20 protein-coding genes are annotated in these 18832 nt (G+C 39.1%); 9 read left to right on the top strand and 11 right to left on the bottom strand.

All coding sequences use genetic code 11. The features are described from left to right. Positions 1–31 precede the first annotated feature (31 nt). Positions 32–2305 carry a 5-methyltetrahydropteroyltriglutamate--homocysteine S-methyltransferase gene (gene metE / locus CVS97_RS07990; protein WP_107785700.1) on the bottom strand — a complete coding sequence of 758 codons (2274 nt, stop codon included), beginning with the start codon at positions 2303–2305 and terminating at the stop codon, positions 32–34. A 577-nt stretch (positions 2306–2882) separates the two neighbouring features. Beyond that, positions 2883–4379, bottom strand: a complete 1497-nt coding sequence (locus tag CVS97_RS07980; RefSeq protein WP_107785698.1) for a C69 family dipeptidase — start codon at positions 4377–4379, stop codon at positions 2883–2885. 202 nt (positions 4380–4581) lie between these two features. Here CVS97_RS07980 and rpmI point away from each other — a divergent pair, with 202 nt between their 5' ends. Next, positions 4582–4773 (top strand): 50S ribosomal protein L35, encoded by a 192-nt coding sequence (rpmI, locus tag CVS97_RS07975; RefSeq protein WP_054195943.1) that lies wholly within the window; start codon positions 4582–4584, stop codon positions 4771–4773. A gap of 100 nt (positions 4774–4873) precedes the next feature. Further along, positions 4874–5230 carry a 50S ribosomal protein L20 gene (gene rplT / locus CVS97_RS07970; protein ID WP_009295119.1) on the top strand — a complete coding sequence of 119 codons (357 nt, stop codon included), beginning with the start codon at positions 4874–4876 and terminating at the stop codon, positions 5228–5230. A 236-nt stretch (positions 5231–5466) separates the two neighbouring features. Here rplT and dapF read toward each other — a convergent pair whose 3' ends face one another. Further along, positions 5467–6210 (bottom strand): diaminopimelate epimerase, encoded by a 744-nt coding sequence (gene dapF / locus CVS97_RS07965; RefSeq protein ID WP_107785697.1) that lies wholly within the window; start codon positions 6208–6210, stop codon positions 5467–5469. 75 nt (positions 6211–6285) lie between these two features. On the opposite strand from dapF, the gene CVS97_RS09530 reads away from it, so the two are divergent. Next, positions 6286–6417, top strand: coding sequence for a hypothetical protein (locus CVS97_RS09530; protein WP_265094258.1), 132 nt, complete (start codon positions 6286–6288; stop codon positions 6415–6417). Positions 6418–6446: 29 nt separating this feature from the next. Then, the gene (locus CVS97_RS07960) at positions 6447–6905 is read left to right on the top strand and encodes a DNA alkylation repair protein (protein ID WP_234401441.1); all 459 of its coding nucleotides are present in this window, start codon (positions 6447–6449) and stop codon (positions 6903–6905) included. Here CVS97_RS07960 and coaE read toward each other — a convergent pair. Beyond that, positions 6895–7497 (bottom strand): dephospho-CoA kinase, encoded by a 603-nt coding sequence (gene coaE, locus CVS97_RS07955; RefSeq protein WP_107785696.1) that lies wholly within the window; start codon positions 7495–7497, stop codon positions 6895–6897. The genes CVS97_RS07960 and coaE overlap by 11 nt on opposite strands. Before the next feature lie 80 nt (positions 7498–7577). Here coaE and purM point away from each other — a divergent pair, with 80 nt between their 5' ends. The 3 genes from purM to CVS97_RS07940 are packed head-to-tail and all read left to right on the top strand — an operon-like array spanning position 7578 to position 9242. Continuing rightward, positions 7578–8561, top strand: coding sequence for a phosphoribosylformylglycinamidine cyclo-ligase (gene purM, locus CVS97_RS07950; RefSeq protein ID WP_107785695.1), 984 nt, complete (start codon positions 7578–7580; stop codon positions 8559–8561). Beyond that, positions 8561–8818, top strand: a complete 258-nt coding sequence (locus CVS97_RS07945; protein ID WP_107785694.1) for a hypothetical protein — start codon at positions 8561–8563, stop codon at positions 8816–8818. The genes purM and CVS97_RS07945 overlap by 1 nt, the downstream gene beginning before the upstream one ends. 1 nt (position 8819) lies before the next feature. Beyond that, positions 8820–9242: an RDD family protein gene (locus CVS97_RS07940; RefSeq protein ID WP_103589282.1), complete on the top strand. Its 423-nt coding sequence runs from the start codon at positions 8820–8822 to the stop codon at positions 9240–9242. A 3-nt stretch (positions 9243–9245) separates the two neighbouring features. Here CVS97_RS07940 and CVS97_RS07935 read toward each other — a convergent pair whose 3' ends face one another. From CVS97_RS07935 to CVS97_RS07905, 7 genes are all read right to left on the bottom strand, one after another. Continuing rightward, entirely contained in the window at positions 9246–9980 is a 735-nt protein-coding gene (locus tag CVS97_RS07935; protein WP_103576290.1) for a hydroxymethylpyrimidine/phosphomethylpyrimidine kinase, read from the bottom strand. A gap of 92 nt (positions 9981–10072) precedes the next feature. After that, positions 10073–10642 (bottom strand): hypothetical protein, encoded by a 570-nt coding sequence (locus CVS97_RS07930; RefSeq protein WP_107785693.1) that lies wholly within the window; start codon positions 10640–10642, stop codon positions 10073–10075. A 90-nt stretch (positions 10643–10732) separates the two neighbouring features. Next, positions 10733–11413, bottom strand: coding sequence for a response regulator transcription factor (locus tag CVS97_RS07925; RefSeq protein WP_021090255.1), 681 nt, complete (start codon positions 11411–11413; stop codon positions 10733–10735). Position 11414: 1 nt separating this feature from the next. Continuing rightward, positions 11415–13064 carry a sensor histidine kinase gene (locus CVS97_RS07920; protein ID WP_107785692.1) on the bottom strand — a complete coding sequence of 550 codons (1650 nt, stop codon included), beginning with the start codon at positions 13062–13064 and terminating at the stop codon, positions 11415–11417. Between the two features lie 45 nt (positions 13065–13109). Beyond that, positions 13110–13730, bottom strand: a complete 621-nt coding sequence (dsbI, locus tag CVS97_RS07915) for a protein-disulfide oxidoreductase DsbI (protein WP_084109788.1) — start codon at positions 13728–13730, stop codon at positions 13110–13112. Positions 13731–13738: 8 nt separating this feature from the next. Then, positions 13739–14395, bottom strand: coding sequence for a thiol:disulfide interchange protein DsbA/DsbL (locus CVS97_RS07910; RefSeq protein WP_107785691.1), 657 nt, complete (start codon positions 14393–14395; stop codon positions 13739–13741). A gap of 115 nt (positions 14396–14510) precedes the next feature. After that, positions 14511–15257, bottom strand: coding sequence for a carboxymuconolactone decarboxylase family protein (locus CVS97_RS07905; protein ID WP_107785690.1), 747 nt, complete (start codon positions 15255–15257; stop codon positions 14511–14513). A gap of 277 nt (positions 15258–15534) precedes the next feature. On the opposite strand from CVS97_RS07905, the gene CVS97_RS07900 reads away from it, so the two are divergent. Both CVS97_RS07900 and CVS97_RS07895 read left to right on the top strand, forming a co-directional pair. After that, positions 15535–17370 carry an aryl-sulfate sulfotransferase gene (locus CVS97_RS07900; protein WP_084109791.1) on the top strand — a complete coding sequence of 612 codons (1836 nt, stop codon included), beginning with the start codon at positions 15535–15537 and terminating at the stop codon, positions 17368–17370. Positions 17371–17580: 210 nt separating this feature from the next. After that, positions 17581–18603 carry an ABC transporter substrate-binding protein gene (locus CVS97_RS07895; RefSeq protein WP_107785689.1) on the top strand — a complete coding sequence of 341 codons (1023 nt, stop codon included), beginning with the start codon at positions 17581–17583 and terminating at the stop codon, positions 18601–18603. The last annotated feature ends 229 nt before the right edge of the window (positions 18604–18832 follow it).

Below are 18832 nucleotides of genomic sequence, written 5' to 3'. Positions count from 1 at the left end.
CGCCTAGGCTTGCTAGACGCTAAAATTTGTATTATAGACCTCTTACGATCTTGACGGCTTCTACCATGTTTTTAAGGCTTGGCTCGACCTCTTCCCATTTTCTGGTTTTTAGGCCGCAGTCTGGGTTGATCCAGAGCTGCTCTTTTGGTAAGACTTCAAGCAGAGCTTTGATCTGAGCGACGATCTCCTCGACACTTGGCACGCGTGGACTGTGGATGTCGTAAACGCCAGGTCCGACCTCTTGTTTGTAGCCAACGGCTTTGAAAATTTTAAGTAGCTCGTTGCCACTTCTTGCAGTCTCGATACTAATAACATCAGCATCCATAGCTTCGATAGTCTTAATAATATCGTTAAATTCAGAGTAGCACATATGAGTATGGATCTGAGTTTTTGCCTCAGCCGAGCTTACTGAAAGCTTAAAGCAATCAACCGCAAATTTCTCATAAGCTGGGATATTTTCAGCTCTTAGCGGATAGCCCTCTTTAAACGCTGCCTCATCGACTTGGATCACTCTGATGCCAGCATTTTGAAGGTCTGCGATCTCGTCATAGATACAAAGTGCAAGCTGTTTTGCTACTTCGCTTCTTGGCAAGTCATCACGCACAAAGCTCCAGTTTAGCATCGTTACAGGACCTGTTAGCATGCCCTTCATTACGTGTTTTGTGATGCTTTGAGCGTATTTCATCCATTTTACAGTCATCGGCTCTGGGCGGCTTACGTCACCAAAGAGAAGTGGTGGCTTGACGCAGCGGCTGCCGTAGCTTTGTACCCAGCCATTTTGGCTAAATGCATATCCGCTGATCTGCTCGCCAAAGTACTCGACCATGTCGTTTCTCTCTGGCTCACCGTGTACTAGCACGTCTAGGCCGATATCTTCTTGGAATTTCACACACTCATCGATATATTTTTTGATGCCTGCCTCATAAGCAGCCGCGTCGATCTCACCTTTTTTGAAATTTTGACGAAGTACGCGAAGATCAACCGTTTGAGGGAAGCTACCTATCGTTGTTGTGGGCAAGATGCCGTATTTTAGTGTTTCGCGTTGAATTTTGATACGGTCTTCAAATTTCTCGTCACGCTCAAATTTGCTTAAATTTTTGATACGGCTTTGAACGCTATCTGAGTGGATGAGCTTTGAAGTAGCGCGAGTTTTAACTGCATTTTTGTTCTCTTCATAAATTTTTATTTCGCTCTCATCAAGCTTCTCGCCGTTTGCAAGTTTTGTGATGATCTTGATCTCGTCAAGCTTCTCGACCGCAAAGCTTAGCCAGCTTTTGATCTCAGGGTTTAAATTCTCTTCATATTTTAGAGTGTATGGCACGTGTAGAAGTGAGCACGAAGTACCGATATAAAGGTCTTTTACGCCTATTTTTTCTGAAATTTCACCTACAAGTTTTACTTTTTCGTCGATGTTGCTTTTCCAGATATTTCTGCCGTCTATCACACCCGCAAATAGCGTCAAATGGCTATTTTTGATAGTCTCAAGAACTTCGAAATTTCTCTTGCCGTGGATGAAGTCAAGTGCGATGCCGTAAATTTTAGTTTTAGCCACTTCGCTAACTGCCTTGATCGCATGTTCAAAATATGTCGCAAATACGATTTTAACGTTGCTAGCTACGCTTGTTAGCTCATTATAAACCTTTGTGATAAGTGGTAAAAGGTCGCTTTCATTTTTGTCTGTTACAAAGATCGGCTCGTCAAACTGCACTAAAATTTCGTCATCAAGCTTAGAAATTTGCTCAAGTAGCTTTTTGTACTCGCCTACAAGCGCGTCAAGGTGCTTAAATGGGCAGCTGCCGTCAGTCGTCTTTGAAAGAGCCAAAAATGTGATAGGGCCGATCAAATTTACCTTGCCTTTTACGCCATTTGCCTTTGCCTCTTTGTATTCAGCCAAAATTTTGTCAGCTTTTAGGCTAAATTTGCTCTCGCTGCTAAGCTCTGGCACGATGTAGTGGTAATTTGTGTTAAACCACTTTGTCATCTCCATAGCAACGCCGTTTTTGTTGCCTCTTGAGCAAGCGAAATATTGCTCTGAACCACTTAAATTTGCAAATCTTGGAGGTGTGGCACCAAAAGCGATGATGTTATCAAGCATTAGGTCGTAAAATGAAAAATCATTAACGCTAATAGCTGAAATGCCAGCGTCTTGTTGATATTTCCAGTGTCTTTGGCGAAGCGTCTTTGCAGTCTCTTGCAAATTCTCTTCACTAAAACCCTCTTTGCCAGCCCAAAAGCCCTCTAACGCACGCTTTAATTCTCTTTTTTCACCGATTCTTGGAAAACCTAAAACATAACTTTTTATCATTTTTATCCTTTTTAAATTTAAATTTATACTAAAAACTGTGCAAAGCACAGCAACTTTGAACGTGCAGTGGGGTAGGTGGGGGCTTGGGGGCGGAAGGGGCGACGTTTTGCGTCACAAGCTCGCAACTGCAAGCAGACCGTAAGTAGAATCCCCTTCTGCCACCAAAAAACCAAACCATCACCAGCACAGCTCAAACAACAAGTCTAGGTCACACCACGCGCGGCGGATGACACCCACTTCTTCTTAAACTAAAGTAAAATTTATAAAAAATCCTACTAAAAAGATCCTTACCAAATTTCAAACACTGCTTAGTTTTATTTTTAAAAATACAGTTACAATGCAGCGGACCTGCTAGCAAAAATGGATTTATATCAATGTGAAAAAATGTAAAATTGTTTAAAAATTTGCGTGTTTTTTGAAAATCGCTGATATGTTTTTTGCCGAAATTAACGAGCTTTATACATGGGACAAGGCATCAGCGTTTTTCCTTTGAGATAAAATTTGCCTGGCATTATAGACGCTCTTTGCCAAATTTTTGTTTAAATTTGGGCGTTACTAAATTTCACGCCCAAAACTTTTAGTCTTTTTTGCCTTTATTTAAAGATTTTAGCTTAGCATCCATATCAGCTGTAAGCATAGTAAAGACCTTGTTTGTAAGCTGCTGAGTTAAGTCTTTAGCCTCTTGCATAGTCTTTTTACTAAATTCATTTAGGAGTTTGTCAGCTTTTTTCTTATCTTTTTTATAAAGCTTTACGTACTCATCTTCAAATTTAGCCTGTTTTACCGCCAACTCTTTTTCAAATTTAGCGTAGGCCTCTTTAACCACCGGTGAATACTTCTCATAGTCAGTCATCACAAGAGTTTGAAGCTTTCTATAAACCCAGTATATCGAAGTATCGTCAGCATCGTATGAGCCATCTGAGTAGCCTTTTATAAAGCCATCTAACCCCTCGTAATACGGCAAATAAACGCTAAGATCAGCCATGCCAAGAGCTACGTAGGTCACGCGGCCGATCTCTTTTGGTAGCCACGGGCGCACCTGCATGACGTGAGACTCGTATGTTCTAAAGACGCTTATAGCGCGGTAGACGTTTTTCTTATCTTCATCTTTGCTAGCGTAGTTATCAAACGCGGTACCGTCGTAGTGGGCTCTCATAGCAGCTTTTAGGTCTTCAACTCCTAGTTTTTTCTCTGGTTTTAAAAATACCGGGAATTTCTGACCATCGGCAAAGTCTTGTTTTAAGCTTGGATTAAACATGCTTTGCACCCAGCAAACACGTGGGTAGTTATAGGTCATATCCCTCTCATCATCCCTTGTATAGGCTTTTGTGAAGTTAAATTCTCCGTCTTTTGCAGGGTCATAAGTCTTGTTGTCGATCGCAAATTTGATCACATCTTTTGCGCCCATGAAATTTGGGTCGTTCTCTTTGTAGTTTTGAAGTCTGCCTTGGTTTGCAGTGACGAAATACTCATCTGGAGCGATCTTTGTGGCGATCCACTTGTGGCCTGTGCCAGTTTCAAAGTACCAAAGCTCATTTGCGTCGATAAATACCACGCCAAAGCCCTCTCCAGCGCCCTTTGTCTCCACTATCTCGCCAAGAAGCTTAACGCCCTCTTTTGCGCTCTTCATACGCGGCAAAAGCACGTCTGGGATGTCGTCTTCGGTGATGCCGGTCTCTTCGTTATATGGGTCGATCTTTAAAAGCTCGTCTTTTGCGTAGATAGTCTCAGTGCCACTTAGTCCAACTCCAGCCTCGTTGTAGCCGACTGCTCCATGAAGTTTTGTGTGAGAATTTGCGATGGTTGTGTATCTCATACCATCTTTTGGAAGCGGATATGTAAAGTCATTTGCGCCATCATGGGCTTTTGAGCTATGCATACCAGTTTGGTTTTTCTTTGCTGGATGGATCAAAAAGACTTGTGCCTTTACAGCCTTACTGTCTGCACTCCTGGCAACCAGCATGGAGCCGTCATTTGAAGCTTTATCTCCTACTAAAATAGTAGTGCATGCCAAGCTACTTGTGCCTAAAATCGCACTCATAGCAACGATTGATGCAAGAATTTTGCCTTTCATTATTTACTCCTTTAGTGAAATAAAATTTCTTCACGTGATTATATGCAATTTTTAATAATTTAATTATAAAATTTAAAATTCTTTTAAGTTTAATGTAAATTTATTGCAAATTTTGTCTAAGTGAAATTTAAATTTTCTAAAGGATTTTTCGCTATAATCCAAAACTTACGCACTTGCGTATAAAATTTCAAAAAGGATTAGCATGCCAAAGATGAAAACCGTTCGCGGTGCTGCTAAGCGCTTTAAAGTAGGTAAAAATAAGATAAAAAGAGGCTCTGCTTTTAGAAGCCATATCTTAACAAAAAAACCTAGTAAGCGTATGAGAGACCTTCGTGGCCCACACTACGTGGATAGCACAAATGTCTCAGCCGTTCGCAAAATGCTCGGCGTATAAAGCAGCGTAGATTTAAGTTTTTGACAAAAAAGTCATTCAAACTCCCCCAAATTTAGGGGCAAGACTCACTTCGTGAGCGCCAATTTGTAAAAGGATAAATATGGCAAGAGTAAAAACAGGCGTAGTTAGAAGAAGACGCCATAAGAAAGTTTTAAAGCTAGCACGTGGCTTTTTCAGTGCTAGACATAAACACTTTAGAAAAGCTAAAGAGCAACTAGAGAGAAGTTTAGTTTATGCATACCGCGACAGACGCCAGAAAAAACGTGATTTCAGACGTTTATGGATCGTTCGTATCAACGCAGCTTGCAGACTAAACGACATTAGCTATTCAAGATTTATCAACGGCTTAAACAAAGCTAACATAGAACTTGATAGAAAAATTTTAGCTGATCTAGCTATGAATGACGCGAAGGCATTTGCGGCACTTGCAAAACAAGCAAAAGATGCTTTGAAATAACACCTTTTCTCCGCTTCGGCGGAGATCTTCTTTTTTTTAAATTTCTATTCAAATTTTTATTAAAATTTATTTTTCGAGATTTTAACTTAGTTATTTTGTATTCAAATTTTAAATTAATACCACTATAAAATTTTACTTCATCAGCTAAGCGCAAATTTAGTAATATAAATTTGAAAAATTTGCTTACCGTTACTGGCCAACCTAGTCAAGAGCAAGTATAAAACTCACCCTAAAAACTAAATTTCAATACTCGTATCAAAACAGTGTTTCACCGCTCCGCTAAATAAAATTTTGCCGTTTTCTAGTCTAAGACCAAGCTCCTCGCCGCTTTTTGGATAGACTTTTAGGCATTGCGCTGCGTTTAAATTTAAAGTAGCGCCATAAAAGCAAGCCGCCATGCCAGTGCCACAAGCTAGCGTCTCGTCCTCCACGCCCCTTTCGTAGGTTCTTACCTTTAAAACTCCGCCATCAAATTTGGCTAAATTTACATTTGCATTGTATTTTTGGCGAAGCGCCCTGCACTCTTTGACGTCAAATTCATCTAAATTTCGCGTGAAATTTACAAGATGAGGCACACCAGTATCGTAAAAGTACCAAGTTTTGCCACCTTCATTTAGTGGTTCGCTTAAAATTTTTGGACTTGTTAGCACGACCTCGACGCACTCATCTTTCACGCTTGCCATCACCTCGCCACTGCCAGTTAGCAGAGCAAATTCGCTCGATCTTACAAGGCCGTTTAGATAGGCATATCTAGCAGCCGCACGCGAGCCGTTGCCACACATCGCAGCGTAGCTTCCATCGCTGTTGTAAAACTCCCATTTCACACCCTTTTCATAAGGCAAAAGCACGATGAGCCCATCAGCTCCAACGCCGTTTGTTCGGCTACAAATTTGCCTTGCTAGCTCGCTCCTATCTTTGCTTAAAAATGTGTGAAATATGACAAAATCATTGCCGCTGGCGTTATATTTTGAGACTTGCACGATCCGTCCTTCTATTTTTTGCGTGATTTTACTAAAATTTAGATAAGAGTTATTAGTGATTTTAAAGGAGCTACTTTGAAAAGCTTCATCTTAAATTTAGAAAAAGAGTTTTCTTTGATAGAAAATGGCTTTAAAAAACAAGAAAATAGGGCTTTGGTGACTATAAAGCAAAGGGAGCTGAGCACTGTAAAGAGCTTGCACTCCTAGCATACAGCTCGAATGTCTATCAAGTGCGGATGTATGCGGTTTTTCTCTTTGGGCACCTATCAGATAGTGAAGAAATTTTGGCGTTTATGAGAGATGAAGTCTCAAAAGATGAAAACTGGAGGGTTCAAGAGGTGCTGGCAAAGGCTTTTGATGAGTTTTGCAAGAAAATTGGCTACGAGCAGGCACTTTTTGTTATCGATGAGTGGCTAAAAAACGGCAACGCAAATGCAAAAAGAGCCGTAAGTGAGGGGCTTAGGATATGGACAAATAGGCCCTATTTTAAAGATAACCCAGATGAGGCGATTAGGCGCCTAGCCAGCCTAAAAGAAGACGAGAGCGAGTATCTTAGAAAGTCGGTTGGTAACGCAATAAAAGATATAAGCAAGAAATTTCCAAATTTAGTAAAAGCCGAGCTTGAAAGCTGGGATTTTGGTAGTAAAGAGAGCTTGCAAACATATAAATTTGCTAGTAAATTTATCAAAAAGTAGCGCAAATTTGCTTTATAAATTTCTCTAGTTCCAGCTTTAAATTCTCCCTGTCGCCGCTATTATCGATAATAAATTTTGCCATTTTTCGCTTTTTCTCGATATCCATCTGAAGCTCTACTCTAGCTTTTGCCTCATTTAAGCTTAACCCGTTTCGGCTCATTAAACGGCTTAGCAAAAGCTCTTTTGGCGCGTAGATCACGGCTACATTTTTAAACTCGCTGTAACGCTCCTTTTTTTCAAAAAACAAAGGGATATCGACAAAATAAACCTGCCCCAAGCACTCAAGCTTCGTAGCGCGAGATAAAATTTCTTCCTTTATCTTTGGATGCAAAATTTGCTCTAAAATTTTTAATTTTTTTGGATTATTAAAAACAATGGCACCAAGTTTTTTACGATCGATCTTGCCAACTTCGTCTAAAATTTGCTCTTTAAAAACTCTCGCTATCTCACATTTACAAATTTCAAGCTGTTCATGAGCGATCATATCCGCATCAATCACACTAAAGCCTCGTTCTTTTAGTAAATTTATAGCTGTGCTTTTACCGCTAGCGATCGAGCCTGTGATGACATAAGCGTTTGGAAATTTCTGCAAACTCGCTCCATTTTTGAAAATTGATGACAATTTTAGCAACTTTTGGCTAAAGTTTTAAAAAATTACAAAAAAGGGCAAAGATGATAAGCTATAAAGATGCTGGAGTGGATATAGATGCTGGAAATAGCTTTGTTGAGGCGATAAAGCCTTTCGTAAAATCTACACAAACACCAAACGTTATAGGTGGCATTGGGTCATTTTCAGGAGCAGTCAGACTACCAAGTGGATATAAAAACCCAGCCATTTTGGGAGCGACTGATGGCGTTGGTACAAAGCTTCGCTTAGCTATCGACGCTAAGAAATTTGATGGCGTTGGCGAGGATCTAGTCGCAATGTGCGTGAATGATCTCATCTGCAACTTCGCCACACCACTCTTTTTTCTCGATTACTACGCAACGGCAAAGCTTGAGATAGAGAGTGCCAAAGAGGTGGTAAAAAGCATCGCAAATGGCTGCAAAAAGGCTCAGTGCGCGCTGATTGGCGGTGAGACAGCCGAGATGCCATCGATGTATGAAAAAGGCGACTTCGATCTTGCTGGATTTGCCGTTGGTATCGCCGAGGCTGATGAGATCGACAGAAGCAAATTTGTAAAAGCTGGTGACGTTTTAGTCGCGCTTCCAAGCAGTGGTCTGCACTCAAATGGCTTCTCTCTTGCAAGAAAAGTAGTTAGCGAGCTTGGACTAAAATTTGATGAAAAAGTTGGCGATAAAAAGCTCATCGACGTACTTCTTGAACCAACAAGAATTTATGTGAGCGACTTTTTAAGTTTAAAAGATAAGATCACAGCAATGGCTCACATCACCGGTGGTGGCATAGTTGAAAACTTGCCTCGCGTCTTCCCTGCTGGACTTGGTGCAAAAGTACAAAAAAGCACTATAAAAACGCCTGAAATTTTTAAAATCATTGCTCAAAAAGTAGAAGAAAGCGAGATGATGAGAACCTTTAACATGGGCGTTGGCATGATATTAGTTGTGCCTAAAGAAAATGTCAATACTGTCCTAGCTAGCAGCGATGGCTACGTGATAGGCGAAGTAGTAAATGGCAAAGGTGTAGAGCTAGTTTAATGCAAGAAAATAGTAAAAAATGCTTGCTAAGGACCGGAAATAAGAGCTTTTTTGATCTTAGCATTTATGAATATATAGGCTGTTCTGGTGTACTAGAAAGCGATATCAAAAAACTTGATCTCTATAGTCACTGGTGCAAGGTCTCACGCACCTCTACTATGCTCTGCGTCACGCATGATAATGGCGAGAGTGACAACCTAGTCTATCTATATGACTGGGAGAAATTTAGCCGTATCTACATAAATACAGGAAATTGAGTTGGCAAAGCAAAAGGCAAAAATCGCACCTATTTGGGCTAGAGCAAAGGCCTTTGTTATCGATCTTTTTATCATCGGTATGCCGATATTTTATGCGACAACATATCTTGTGCTTGATGGCAAAGAGGCATTTTTACATAACCAAATTGCCATTTTTGGTGCAAATAGCCTGATCTCACTTATAATGTGCCTTTTTTTTAGCATAAAAGCACAAACCCCAGGCTACAAAGCACAAGAAATTTATCTAATAAACCTAAAAACCGGTAGAAAACTAAGCTTTTTTCACACCATCTTGCGCCAAATTTGCTTTGCCTTTGCTGGCTTTAGCATACTTGGACTTTGCCTTTGTTTCTTTAGAAAAGATAAACTAAATCTACACGACATCATCACTCACTCAGCTGCCGTGCAAAGATCAGAGGGATAAATTTTACTTCGCTCCATGCCAAAGTAAGCGATTTTTGCCAAGTTTTGTATCTATGCTCTCTTTTATGATAGAGCAAATATACTCTTTTGAAAGTTGTATAGACTCCTCTAGGCTCTTGCCCTTTGCTAAAAAGCAAGCAAGTGCAGTTGAGAAGCTACAACCAGTTCCACTCATTACAAGCGGATTAACAAGTGGGGTTTTAAAATTTCTTAGCGAGCCATCTTTTTTATAAAGTGTGTCTATGCTGCTATCTTCGCTGATATGTTTCTTTACGATGACATCACAAGGCAGATCTTTATAATCATCACCAAAGAGTACATTTGCCTCATCTAAATTTGGAGTAGTTACCGTAGCTAAACTCATTAGCTCTTTTAGTTTTGCCACCGCACTATCTTTTATAAGCTTGTGTCCGCTTTTTGAGACGCAAACCGGATCAAGCACTACTTTGGTATTTTGAGTTAGTAAAAACTCACGCACCACTTCCATAATCTCTTCACTAAATAACATGCCTATCTTAATCGCATCAAAGCTAAATTCTTCCGCAAGTGTATTTAGCTGATCTTTGACAAAACTAGGCTCTAAGCAAACCACGCTTTTTACAGCATCCGTAGTCTCAGCGACCAAAGAAGTTACCGCTGTTGCACTATAACAATTAAGCCTAGCACATGTTTTTATATCTGCTTGAAGCCCAGCTGTGCCGCTATTACAAGAGCCTGCGATGATCAGAATTTTTTTCATCGTTTTCCTTTGAAATTTTTGGCTTATTATAGAGGATATTAGATAAATTTGAGTTTTTTAAAACAGAAGAAATTTGAGCAAAAAGCTCAAATTTATGAAAGTTTATTTAAGTCGTTATCGATATCTATATATATCGTAGTTGCGTTAAGATTTGTATGCTCAAAGCTAGGATCTATCTGCTTATCGCTCTCTTTATGTTCGTTTATTTTAGCTAAAAAATCATCTTCTCTTAATCCATGTTCATTTGCTAAATTTGGATCTATTTCATTAAAACTAATACTTACACTAGCCTCATCATTTAGCTCTTCTTGCTCTAAATTGGTTGCGCTAAGGATATCATCTACTTTTTCATTTATATGATCTAAAATCGATACATAATCATTGCCAAGAAGTGCTTTAAACAATGCGTCAGTATCTATACTAGACTCACCAATATCATCGCTTACTACGCTACTATCTAGCCAAAGAGTATCGTATCCGTTTATTGATATATCTTGTCCATCATTCGCAGTGATTGTAATACTTGAGCTTTCACTCTCGCCCTTTATAGCCTCTCCGATATATACTTTATCATTTACGTCTAAAACTCTTACATGATCATTTTGGTCTATCGCTATAACATCAGATGAAACACTTTTAACTATACCAGCTACTGCTGCCATCTTTATTCCTTATTTTTATTTGTCGGTATTTTAGTATATTTAATTACTTTTGTATATTGTACTATGGTACAAGGTGACGATAATTCCAAATCATTCAGATTTTGTGATTAAAATATATCCACTCTCGCTGATGTTTTTAAATTTCACACCAAGCTCACGTTTTAGGCGAAGTATCACATTTTGGATAGCCGCCTTGCTAACATCGCTTTCATAGACAAATTCTTCTATCATCTCATAAGTAACTAGCTTATTTAGATTATAAGCAAAGAGCCAAAATATCTTATTTTGCAAAAAGCTAAGATAAATTTCAATGCCGTTTTTATAAATTTTCTCTCTTTTTAAATTTATACTCACCTCATCGCTTAAATAAACTAGCTTTTCATCTCGTTCAAAACTTAAACTAATAAGCATTGCTCTAAGATCCTTCATATCAATAGGCTTTTTTAAAAAGAGCATCGCCCCTTCCTCCATGCTTTTTATCAAATTTTCATCGCTATCATAAGAGGTAAAGACGATAAATTTTTGGTGCGGCTTTGTGCGCTTCATCTCATTCATCATCTCAAAGCCATTAAGCACTGGCATGTGAATATCGCTCATCACAATATCAAAGCCTTGCTTTTTAAATTTCTCCACGCCATCTTGTCCATTACAAGCACCAATTACCTGCTCGCAATAAGGTTTAAGCCCGCTAATAATAAGCTCTCTTGCCATATCGTCATCTTCGACTACCAAGACGGACGTCTTTTTTAAAATTTCTAAGACTTCTTGCATTTTAGTCCTTTAAATTTATATCAAAACTTAGTTCAAACACCGTTGGCTTTGCGTTATTTACGAGTCTTACGTCACCATTTAGCTTTTCTTGCGCTAGCTTTTTAGCAAAATAAAGTCCTATGCCATTTCCTTGCTTTTTGGTGGTATTTAGCCAAGTAAAAATTTTCTCACTCATTTGCTCACTTACGCCATTTCCATTGTCATAAACTCCGATGTAGCATTTATCTTCAAAGCTTCTAAATTTTATCTCGATGATACGTTTTAGTGGCTCATCTTTGTAGCTTTCAACAAGTGAGTCTTTTGCGTTGTGTATTAGGATTAGCAAAATTTGTTGGATTATATTTTCTATCTGACGAACTTTTTGTTCATTAAAGCCGCTAAATTTTACACTAACATTTGCACGGCTTAGCTCTGTGTGCATGAGAGTTATTAGGTTTTTAACGCTTGTTTGTATCTCAAATTCGCTCACATTTTCAGCGCTTTTGTAAAAATTTCTAAAAATTTCAATAGTACTTGAAAGAAGTTTAACTGAGCTTTGCCCTTTTTCAAGTAAATTTATTAGCTCCTCGTCGCTTAGTTTGCCTTCCTTTTTTAACATTATGCACGAGCTTAGCATTAGTTTTAGAGAATTTACTGGCTGAATGAATTGATGATTGATACCACTTATTAGCTCGCCAGCCTCACTCATTTTGGCTCTATGAGTCAGCAAAGTTTCATACTCATCTTGTATCTTTTTTATCTTGTTATACATAAAATTATGAAGGATATTTGCCAAAAATGTGAGCGCAACGAAGGCAAAGAGCAAGCTTAGAGCATTTTTTAAAGCTTCTTTTGTTAAAGCTGAAATTTCCTCTTCATTATTTGTGCCAGCTCCTATGAACCAATTTATCGTTGGTATCTCAGCTACTTGGATTAAATTTTGTCCTATTTTTAAGCTTGTAATGTCTTCATCTTTTAAAAACAACTCTTTAAATTTCTCCTCGATCTCTTTTTTTAAAGCAAGATCAGGTATCGATGTTAAAATTTCACCGCTATGAGTCACCAAAAATGAGTAAGAATTTGGCGCAAGACTAAAATTTTTAATGCTGTTAAAGATATTTTCTATACGCACGACGCCACAAAGTGCTGCTTTAAATTTCGCTTGTTTTGTGACTGGAACGCATAAATTTAGAGTTGAGCCTTTTAAAATTTTATGTTTTTGCATGAAATTTACGCTTGGGGCATTTGTATTTTTTGTCTCAACATACCAGATAAGCCCTGCTCTTTCACTCTTTGGCATAACTTCTTCTAAAATTTTCTCTCCGTCTACAAAAATTTCTCCATCATCCCTTAAAAGCTGCATTAGATCAAATTCTTTCGCGTTTTGTTTAAAGAGCTTTATAAAGCCAGCTATCTTTTCATCGTCATCTACGATGTCTGCATTTTGTATAAATTTTGACGCACGAATGAGTGAATTTATACGTTCATCAAGCCAAATTTGAAAGTTATTTACGATATTTTTGCTAACTGCTATGTTATTTTTATCAGATAGCTCTATAATTTTCTCTTTTGCATTGCTGTAAATATTTAGCCCAAGAAGTATTACAAAAAGGCTAGCAAGCAAGATGATGGCGTAGATTTTAATATTTTGTGATTTTAAATTAATACCCATACGCGCAGTATATCCTAAGTTAGCCCAAATTTGGGCTAACTAAATTCATTTTAAAAAGGATAAAAGCTTTGAAACGAGCATAAGTGCAAGCACTACAAAACAAACACCAAATCCAAGCAGCGTGCAATCAGCCATCGACATAAATTTAGAGGACGGCACAAGATACCAGCCGTCTGCGTAAAGATCAACTATGTTCTTTTGCAAATCACTTAGCACCACGCCATCAGGCACCATAGGGCTGTCATATCCGCAGTCCCCCGTTGGCATAAACCAGTCAGGTGCCCACTTCTCAAGCGGCAAGCCAAATGGATAGTGTGGCTCAGTAGAGCAGCCCTGCACGCCAAAAGGATCATCGCCATGCACCGCATCATGGATTTTAGCTAGCTTTACGCTATACATTATGCCCTGCACCGCTCCCCAAAAGGCAAAGACGTAGCCAATTAGAGCAAATAGCAAATTTTTTGGGTTTATCATAGCGATCACGCCGCCAAGTGCCATACATAAAAATGCAAAACGTATATAGACACACTGCTCGCAAGGAGGCATATAGGCGTAGTTTTGAAAGAGCGAGTGCGCGATAACGACAAGTGCGACGCTTACAAAGACTAAGATCGCCCAAGAGATGCGTGAGTCTTGAAATTTGGCCATTTTTTTAAAAAAGCTCATGTGGCGCCTTATTTTTTAAGAAGCTCTTCGATGAGTGCTGCCATGCCATCAAGCGAGCTGATTGATTTTGTCATGATGAGATATTTGCCATTTACGACAAATGCTGGCACGCCTTGAATTTTAGCCACATCATAGCTCTCATCCCACTTTTTAAGCAGCTCGGTCACTTTTGGATTAGCTAGCTCTTTTTCGTAGTCTGCCTTACTAACGCCAGCAGCCTCAAGTCCGGTCTTTAAAAAGCCCTCGGCGTCTTTGCCATCGCTCCAGCGCTCTTTTTTGTCGTGATAAGCCTTGTAGTAGGCAAATTTAGCCTTTTTAAATAGCGAATTTTCATCAAATAAGCCGACACCTTTTGCCTCGTCCATAACGATAAGCACAGCAAAGACCTTGCTCGCAACATCGCCATAATCGCCCTTTGTCTTTAGATGAAATGGTTCGTATTTTAGCCCAGGGATTTTCTCAACTACCTTTGGAGTGACGCTCTTATCATACTTGTAGCAAAATGGGCAAGCGTAGCTAAAAATTTTAACTAGCGTATTTTGTCCCGCGCTTAGCGGCTTTTCAAGCTTGACGTAGTCCTCACCCTCACTAAATGCACTAGCACTAATCGCACAAGCCACCGCAACAGCAAAGATAGCCTTACTAAATTTAGATAGAAAACTCATGATAATCTCCTTTAGATGATTTATTTTGAGTTATTCTACAACCAAGCTCAACCGCAAATTTAACGCTAGAATAAATTTTGGCTGAAATTTATAAGATATCGCATTGATTAAAAATTTAATTTTTACTAGAGCTTATCTCATTTATTGCTGATAATGCGTTTAAAGCACTTGGATAGCCTATAAATGGTATAAGTGTCGTAACAATGCTTATTAGTTTAGCTCTATCGTTGCCGATGCCAAAATTTGCAGCAATGTGCCCTAAAAGCTGTGGCTTTGCAAAGCCAAGAGTCGTGATGTAGACAAATGTCAAAAGTTCTCTAAGCTCTAAACTAAGCCCATCTCTTGCATAAAAATCGCCAAAGCAGTTTTGCGATAAAAACTCCATTATATGTTTTTGATCATTTGGCATTGATGCGATAAATTTATCAACCGCTGGGAAGAGTTTTCTTTGTATCTCAAGGCCTCGTTCACCTCTGCTTTCTCTTGACTTTTTAGGCATATTTTCAGGCTCTATATAGCGCTCACTAAAAATTTCATCAGCTAAAAATATATAATCTTCTACCTTGCCAAGCCCAGCATAAGGCACTGCTTGATATAAAATTTCTCTTATCTCTTTTGCTGATACGCCTACATTTAAAGCAGCCCTAACGAAGCTTTTAAATGAGCTTTTTGCGCCTTTACTCACGCAAAGAGAGGCGATGATAACCGAAAGCCTTGTTTTTTCATCAATATTTATCACCTCACTAATATCGCCTAAAAAATTTAAATAATCCTCTAAAAAGCTAGCATTGCTCTCTTCAAGCTCACTTTTTGATTCAAACCAAATTTCATAAATTTTCTTTGCATTGTAAGTTAGTGTCATAAGTTCTGCTCCATTATTTGGGGCTGATTATAAGTGCTAAAGCGTAAATGCTAGCTTAATATCCAAAAAGACAAAAATTTTTAATATAAATTTAGATTTTAAGCCATTATAAAGTTTATCGTGATTTTTATGTTATAAGGTTTTATTACAATTACGAAGGACGCAATATTTTTTATTACTCCTTTTACCTATTTTAAGCCTTGGGCGTTCCAAGGCTTTTTCTAAATTTTATAAGCTTTATGAGTAGAGTTTATAAAATTTATCTAAAGGAGATGTTATGAAAAAGACTTTGAGTTGTGTTGCGCTAGCTTCTGTGCTTTGCTCAAGCGCTTTTGCGATAGGCGGCCCAAGCGGAGCTAAACTTGACTATGCTATCACTGGGCAAATAGGCGAAGTAGTGGTAAATCCATACGACACTGCTCCACTTACAGCAGTCATCAAAAATGGTGGCTACACACTAAGCAATGCAAAAGTAACCATCGTGCCAAAACAAGGCGGTCAGGTGATAAGCTACAAAGTGGCTGATAAGCATCTTCGCACGCATGGCGGCATACCTGTTTTTGGCATGTACCCTGACTATCAAAACACTGTTGAAGTCGAGTACGACAAGAGCTACAAGGGTAAGACCGAGCACATAAAAGAGAGCTATAAAATTTACGCTCCAGCCATCTACCTAGAAAGCGCTGGCACGCCAAATCAAAAGGGCGCGCTATTTGACAAGATCGAGGTTACTAAGCCTGCGAGTGCTAAATTTGCTAACCGCCTCTACTACGTAAATAACTTTGTAAATAAAACAGGCAAGGGCACAAAAGTCGTTTGGAACAACCCAGCTGGCGGTGCGATCGAGTGGAACTACAGCCCAAATAACTTCATCCTTGACACAAAAGGCGAGGTTAGATGGTACCTTGAGCCAAGCAAAATTTATGATCTAAAACAGCCATTTCATGCTGGCGTAATGATGGGCTTTAAGCAAAATGACGACGGTGCGATGACTTGGGGATATGGTCAAAGATACGCAAAATACGACATCATGGGTAGAGAAATTTTCAACCGTGAGCTACCAGCTAGCTACAACGACTTCTCACACTCAATGGACGTAGCACAAAACGGACACTACTTCTTGCGCGTGGCAAATGCCGACTACAAAAGGGCTGATGGCAAAAACGTAAGAACAGTGCGCGACGTGATCGTTGAGCTTGACAGAGATGGCAATGTAGTTGATGACTTTAGACTATATGAAATCCTCGATCCTTACCGCGATATCGTGCTAAAAACACTTGATCAAGGTGCGGTTTGCTTAAACATAGACGCTAAAAAAGCAGGCCACACAGCAAGCTCTGATGAGCTTCAGTCTATGGATACGCACGATAAATGGGGCGATATCGTTGGAGCAGGTCCTGGACGTAACTGGGCACACGTAAATAGCGTGGATTATGATCCAAGCGATGATAGCATCATTATCTCAAGCCGCCACCAAGACGCAGTTATCAAGATCGGCCGAGATAAACAAGTAAAATGGATCATGGGCGCTCACAAGGGCTGGAGCGATAAATTTAAAGATAAACTCCTTCAGCCAGTTGATAGCAAAGGTAACAAAATCGTCTGCGAAGATGAGTACTCAAAATGCCCAGGATATGAAAGCGACAAAGGTGGCTTTGACTGGCAATGGACGCAGCACACAGCATTTAGGATAGATAGCAAGTCTAAAAAAGGCGAAATTTATCTAAGTGTCTTTGACAACGGCGACACAAGGGGTATGGAGCAACCAGCCATCGCTGGCATGAAGTACTCTCGCGCAGTCGTTTATAAAATAGATGAAAAGAAAAAGACTGTTGAGCAAATTTGGGAGTACGGCAAAGAGCGTGGCAAAGAGTGGTATAGTTCGGTCACTAGCCTTACGCAGTATCAAGATGACCTTGATAGCGTGATGGTCTACTCAGCCGTTGCTGGTATGCAGTTTGACATCGCAAAAGGTCGCCCAGTAGGACTTCCAAGCCCACACATCGATGAGTTTGAGTGGGGCGCAAAAGAGCCAAGCATCGAGATAAAAATGACAAATGCGATGGGCTATCAAGCGTTTCCGTTTAGCTTGCAAAAAGCTTTTGAGAAATAATCTCTCTTTCCTCCCTTTTTTGCCCAGTGCAAGAAGGGGAGTCCTTGCTATAAATTTAATCTATCAATAATAGATAAAAATCCACATTCGCTCATAAATTTTAAAGCTCTAAATTAGAAATTTATATTGTAAGGATATTGTTTATTAAGGCGATAATATATAGCATTAGCACTTATATGTAAAAATATATATTTAACATAAGGAGAAAAAATGAAAAAAATTTTCATGGCTTTAGTGGTGCTGTTTGCAAGCCTTTTGCTTAATGCAGCTGAGTTTAGAGATGTCAAGGACATCACTGGTGATGTCGTAAAAGTCCCCACAAAAGTAGAAAAAATCGCCACACTTTGGTATGCGAACAATCAAATCATATTAATGCTAGGCGGCGCTGATAAAATAGTAGCGACTACCGATCTTATCAAAAACAACAAATGGTTTGCGCATATTTATCCTAGGATTTCAAGCATTCCAAACGGCGTAAACGGAAAAGACTTACAGGTAGAAGAGCTAATCAAACTAAGCCCAGACGTCGTCATAGCCGCCGATAAAAAGAACGAAGAAGAGCTAACCAAAAACGGCTTTACCGTGTTTTATCCGTCATTTACGAATCATGCGGATATGAAAAAGAGCGTATCTATAATGGCTGAGGTCATAGGAGGCGACGCGCCGAAGATCGCGGAGAAATTTAACGAATATTTTGACGGCAACCTTAAAAAAGCGCTAAGTAAAACAGATAAGATCGCTGCGTCAGATAGACCAAAAGTACTTCACATAGCCGACAGCAAAAATTTATTTAAGATTGACGGCACAAATACGATCATAGACGAGTGGATAAGAGTCGCAGGCGGAGTAAATGCGGTTCAAAAAGCTGGAAATATGCTTGAACTAAACGCAGAAGAGATCCCAAATATAAATCCAGATGTGATCATCATAGGCAGAGCCAAAGCTCCAGAAATTTTGAAAAAAATATACGAAAATCCTATCTACGCAGATACTAACGCTGTAAAAAATAAAAGAGTTTACGTAAATCCTACCGGCGTTTTTAGCTGGGATAGATACGGCGCCGAGGGAGCTTTGCAAATTTTATGGGCGGCTAAGATATTACATCCTGAAATTTTTAAAGATATAGATATAGCAGCTGAAACTAAGAAATTTTATAAAGAGTTTTTACACTACGAGCTAAGCGATGATGAAGTAAATTACATCTTAAATGGCTTAGACCCAACTGGAAAATAATTTATCCTTGCGGCGGTAAATTTATCTACATTTACCGCCAAATTTTAATCCATTTCCAGCCTTTGTTTATCATCCAGACTTACTAATTTATATACTAACTACTTAAATAACTAAAATTTTGTAAATCTGATGCTAGTTAAAAAGACAAACAATTATAAAAATTTAATGATAAGAAAGAATATCCCAAAGGAATTTCCTTTGGGATTAAAAGTATAGATATTAAAGTACG

The sequence above is a fragment of the Campylobacter concisus genome (assembly GCF_003049735.1).
Taxonomy (GTDB): Bacteria; Campylobacterota; Campylobacteria; order Campylobacterales; family Campylobacteraceae; genus Campylobacter_A; species Campylobacter_A concisus_AN.
Note: the sequence above shows the minus strand (reverse complement) of the source record. Positions and strands in the feature narration are given on the sequence as shown.

Coding starts and splice junctions, on each gene's coding strand:
- metE (WP_107785700.1), bottom strand. CDS start 2,305: ATGATAAAAAGTTATGTTTTAGGTTTTCCAAGAATCGGTGAAAAAAGA.
- CVS97_RS07980 (WP_107785698.1), bottom strand. CDS start 4,379: ATGAAAGGCAAAATTCTTGCATCAATCGTTGCTATGAGTGCGATTTTA.
- rpmI (WP_054195943.1), top strand. CDS start 4,582: ATGCCAAAGATGAAAACCGTTCGCGGTGCTGCTAAGCGCTTTAAAGTA.
- rplT (WP_009295119.1), top strand. CDS start 4,874: ATGGCAAGAGTAAAAACAGGCGTAGTTAGAAGAAGACGCCATAAGAAA.
- CVS97_RS07960 (WP_234401441.1), top strand. CDS start 6,447: ATGTATGCGGTTTTTCTCTTTGGGCACCTATCAGATAGTGAAGAAATT.
- purM (WP_107785695.1), top strand. CDS start 7,578: ATGATAAGCTATAAAGATGCTGGAGTGGATATAGATGCTGGAAATAGC.
- CVS97_RS07945 (WP_107785694.1), top strand. CDS start 8,561: ATGCAAGAAAATAGTAAAAAATGCTTGCTAAGGACCGGAAATAAGAGC.
- CVS97_RS07935 (WP_103576290.1), bottom strand. CDS start 9,980: ATGAAAAAAATTCTGATCATCGCAGGCTCTTGTAATAGCGGCACAGCT.
- CVS97_RS07930 (WP_107785693.1), bottom strand. CDS start 10,642: ATGGCAGCAGTAGCTGGTATAGTTAAAAGTGTTTCATCTGATGTTATA.
- CVS97_RS07925 (WP_021090255.1), bottom strand. CDS start 11,413: ATGCAAGAAGTCTTAGAAATTTTAAAAAAGACGTCCGTCTTGGTAGTC.
- CVS97_RS07920 (WP_107785692.1), bottom strand. CDS start 13,064: ATGGGTATTAATTTAAAATCACAAAATATTAAAATCTACGCCATCATC.
- dsbI (WP_084109788.1), bottom strand. CDS start 13,730: ATGAGCTTTTTTAAAAAAATGGCCAAATTTCAAGACTCACGCATCTCT.
- CVS97_RS07910 (WP_107785691.1), bottom strand. CDS start 14,395: ATGAGTTTTCTATCTAAATTTAGTAAGGCTATCTTTGCTGTTGCGGTG.
- CVS97_RS07905 (WP_107785690.1), bottom strand. CDS start 15,257: ATGACACTAACTTACAATGCAAAGAAAATTTATGAAATTTGGTTTGAA.
- CVS97_RS07900 (WP_084109791.1), top strand. CDS start 15,535: ATGAAAAAGACTTTGAGTTGTGTTGCGCTAGCTTCTGTGCTTTGCTCA.
- CVS97_RS07895 (WP_107785689.1), top strand. CDS start 17,581: ATGAAAAAAATTTTCATGGCTTTAGTGGTGCTGTTTGCAAGCCTTTTG.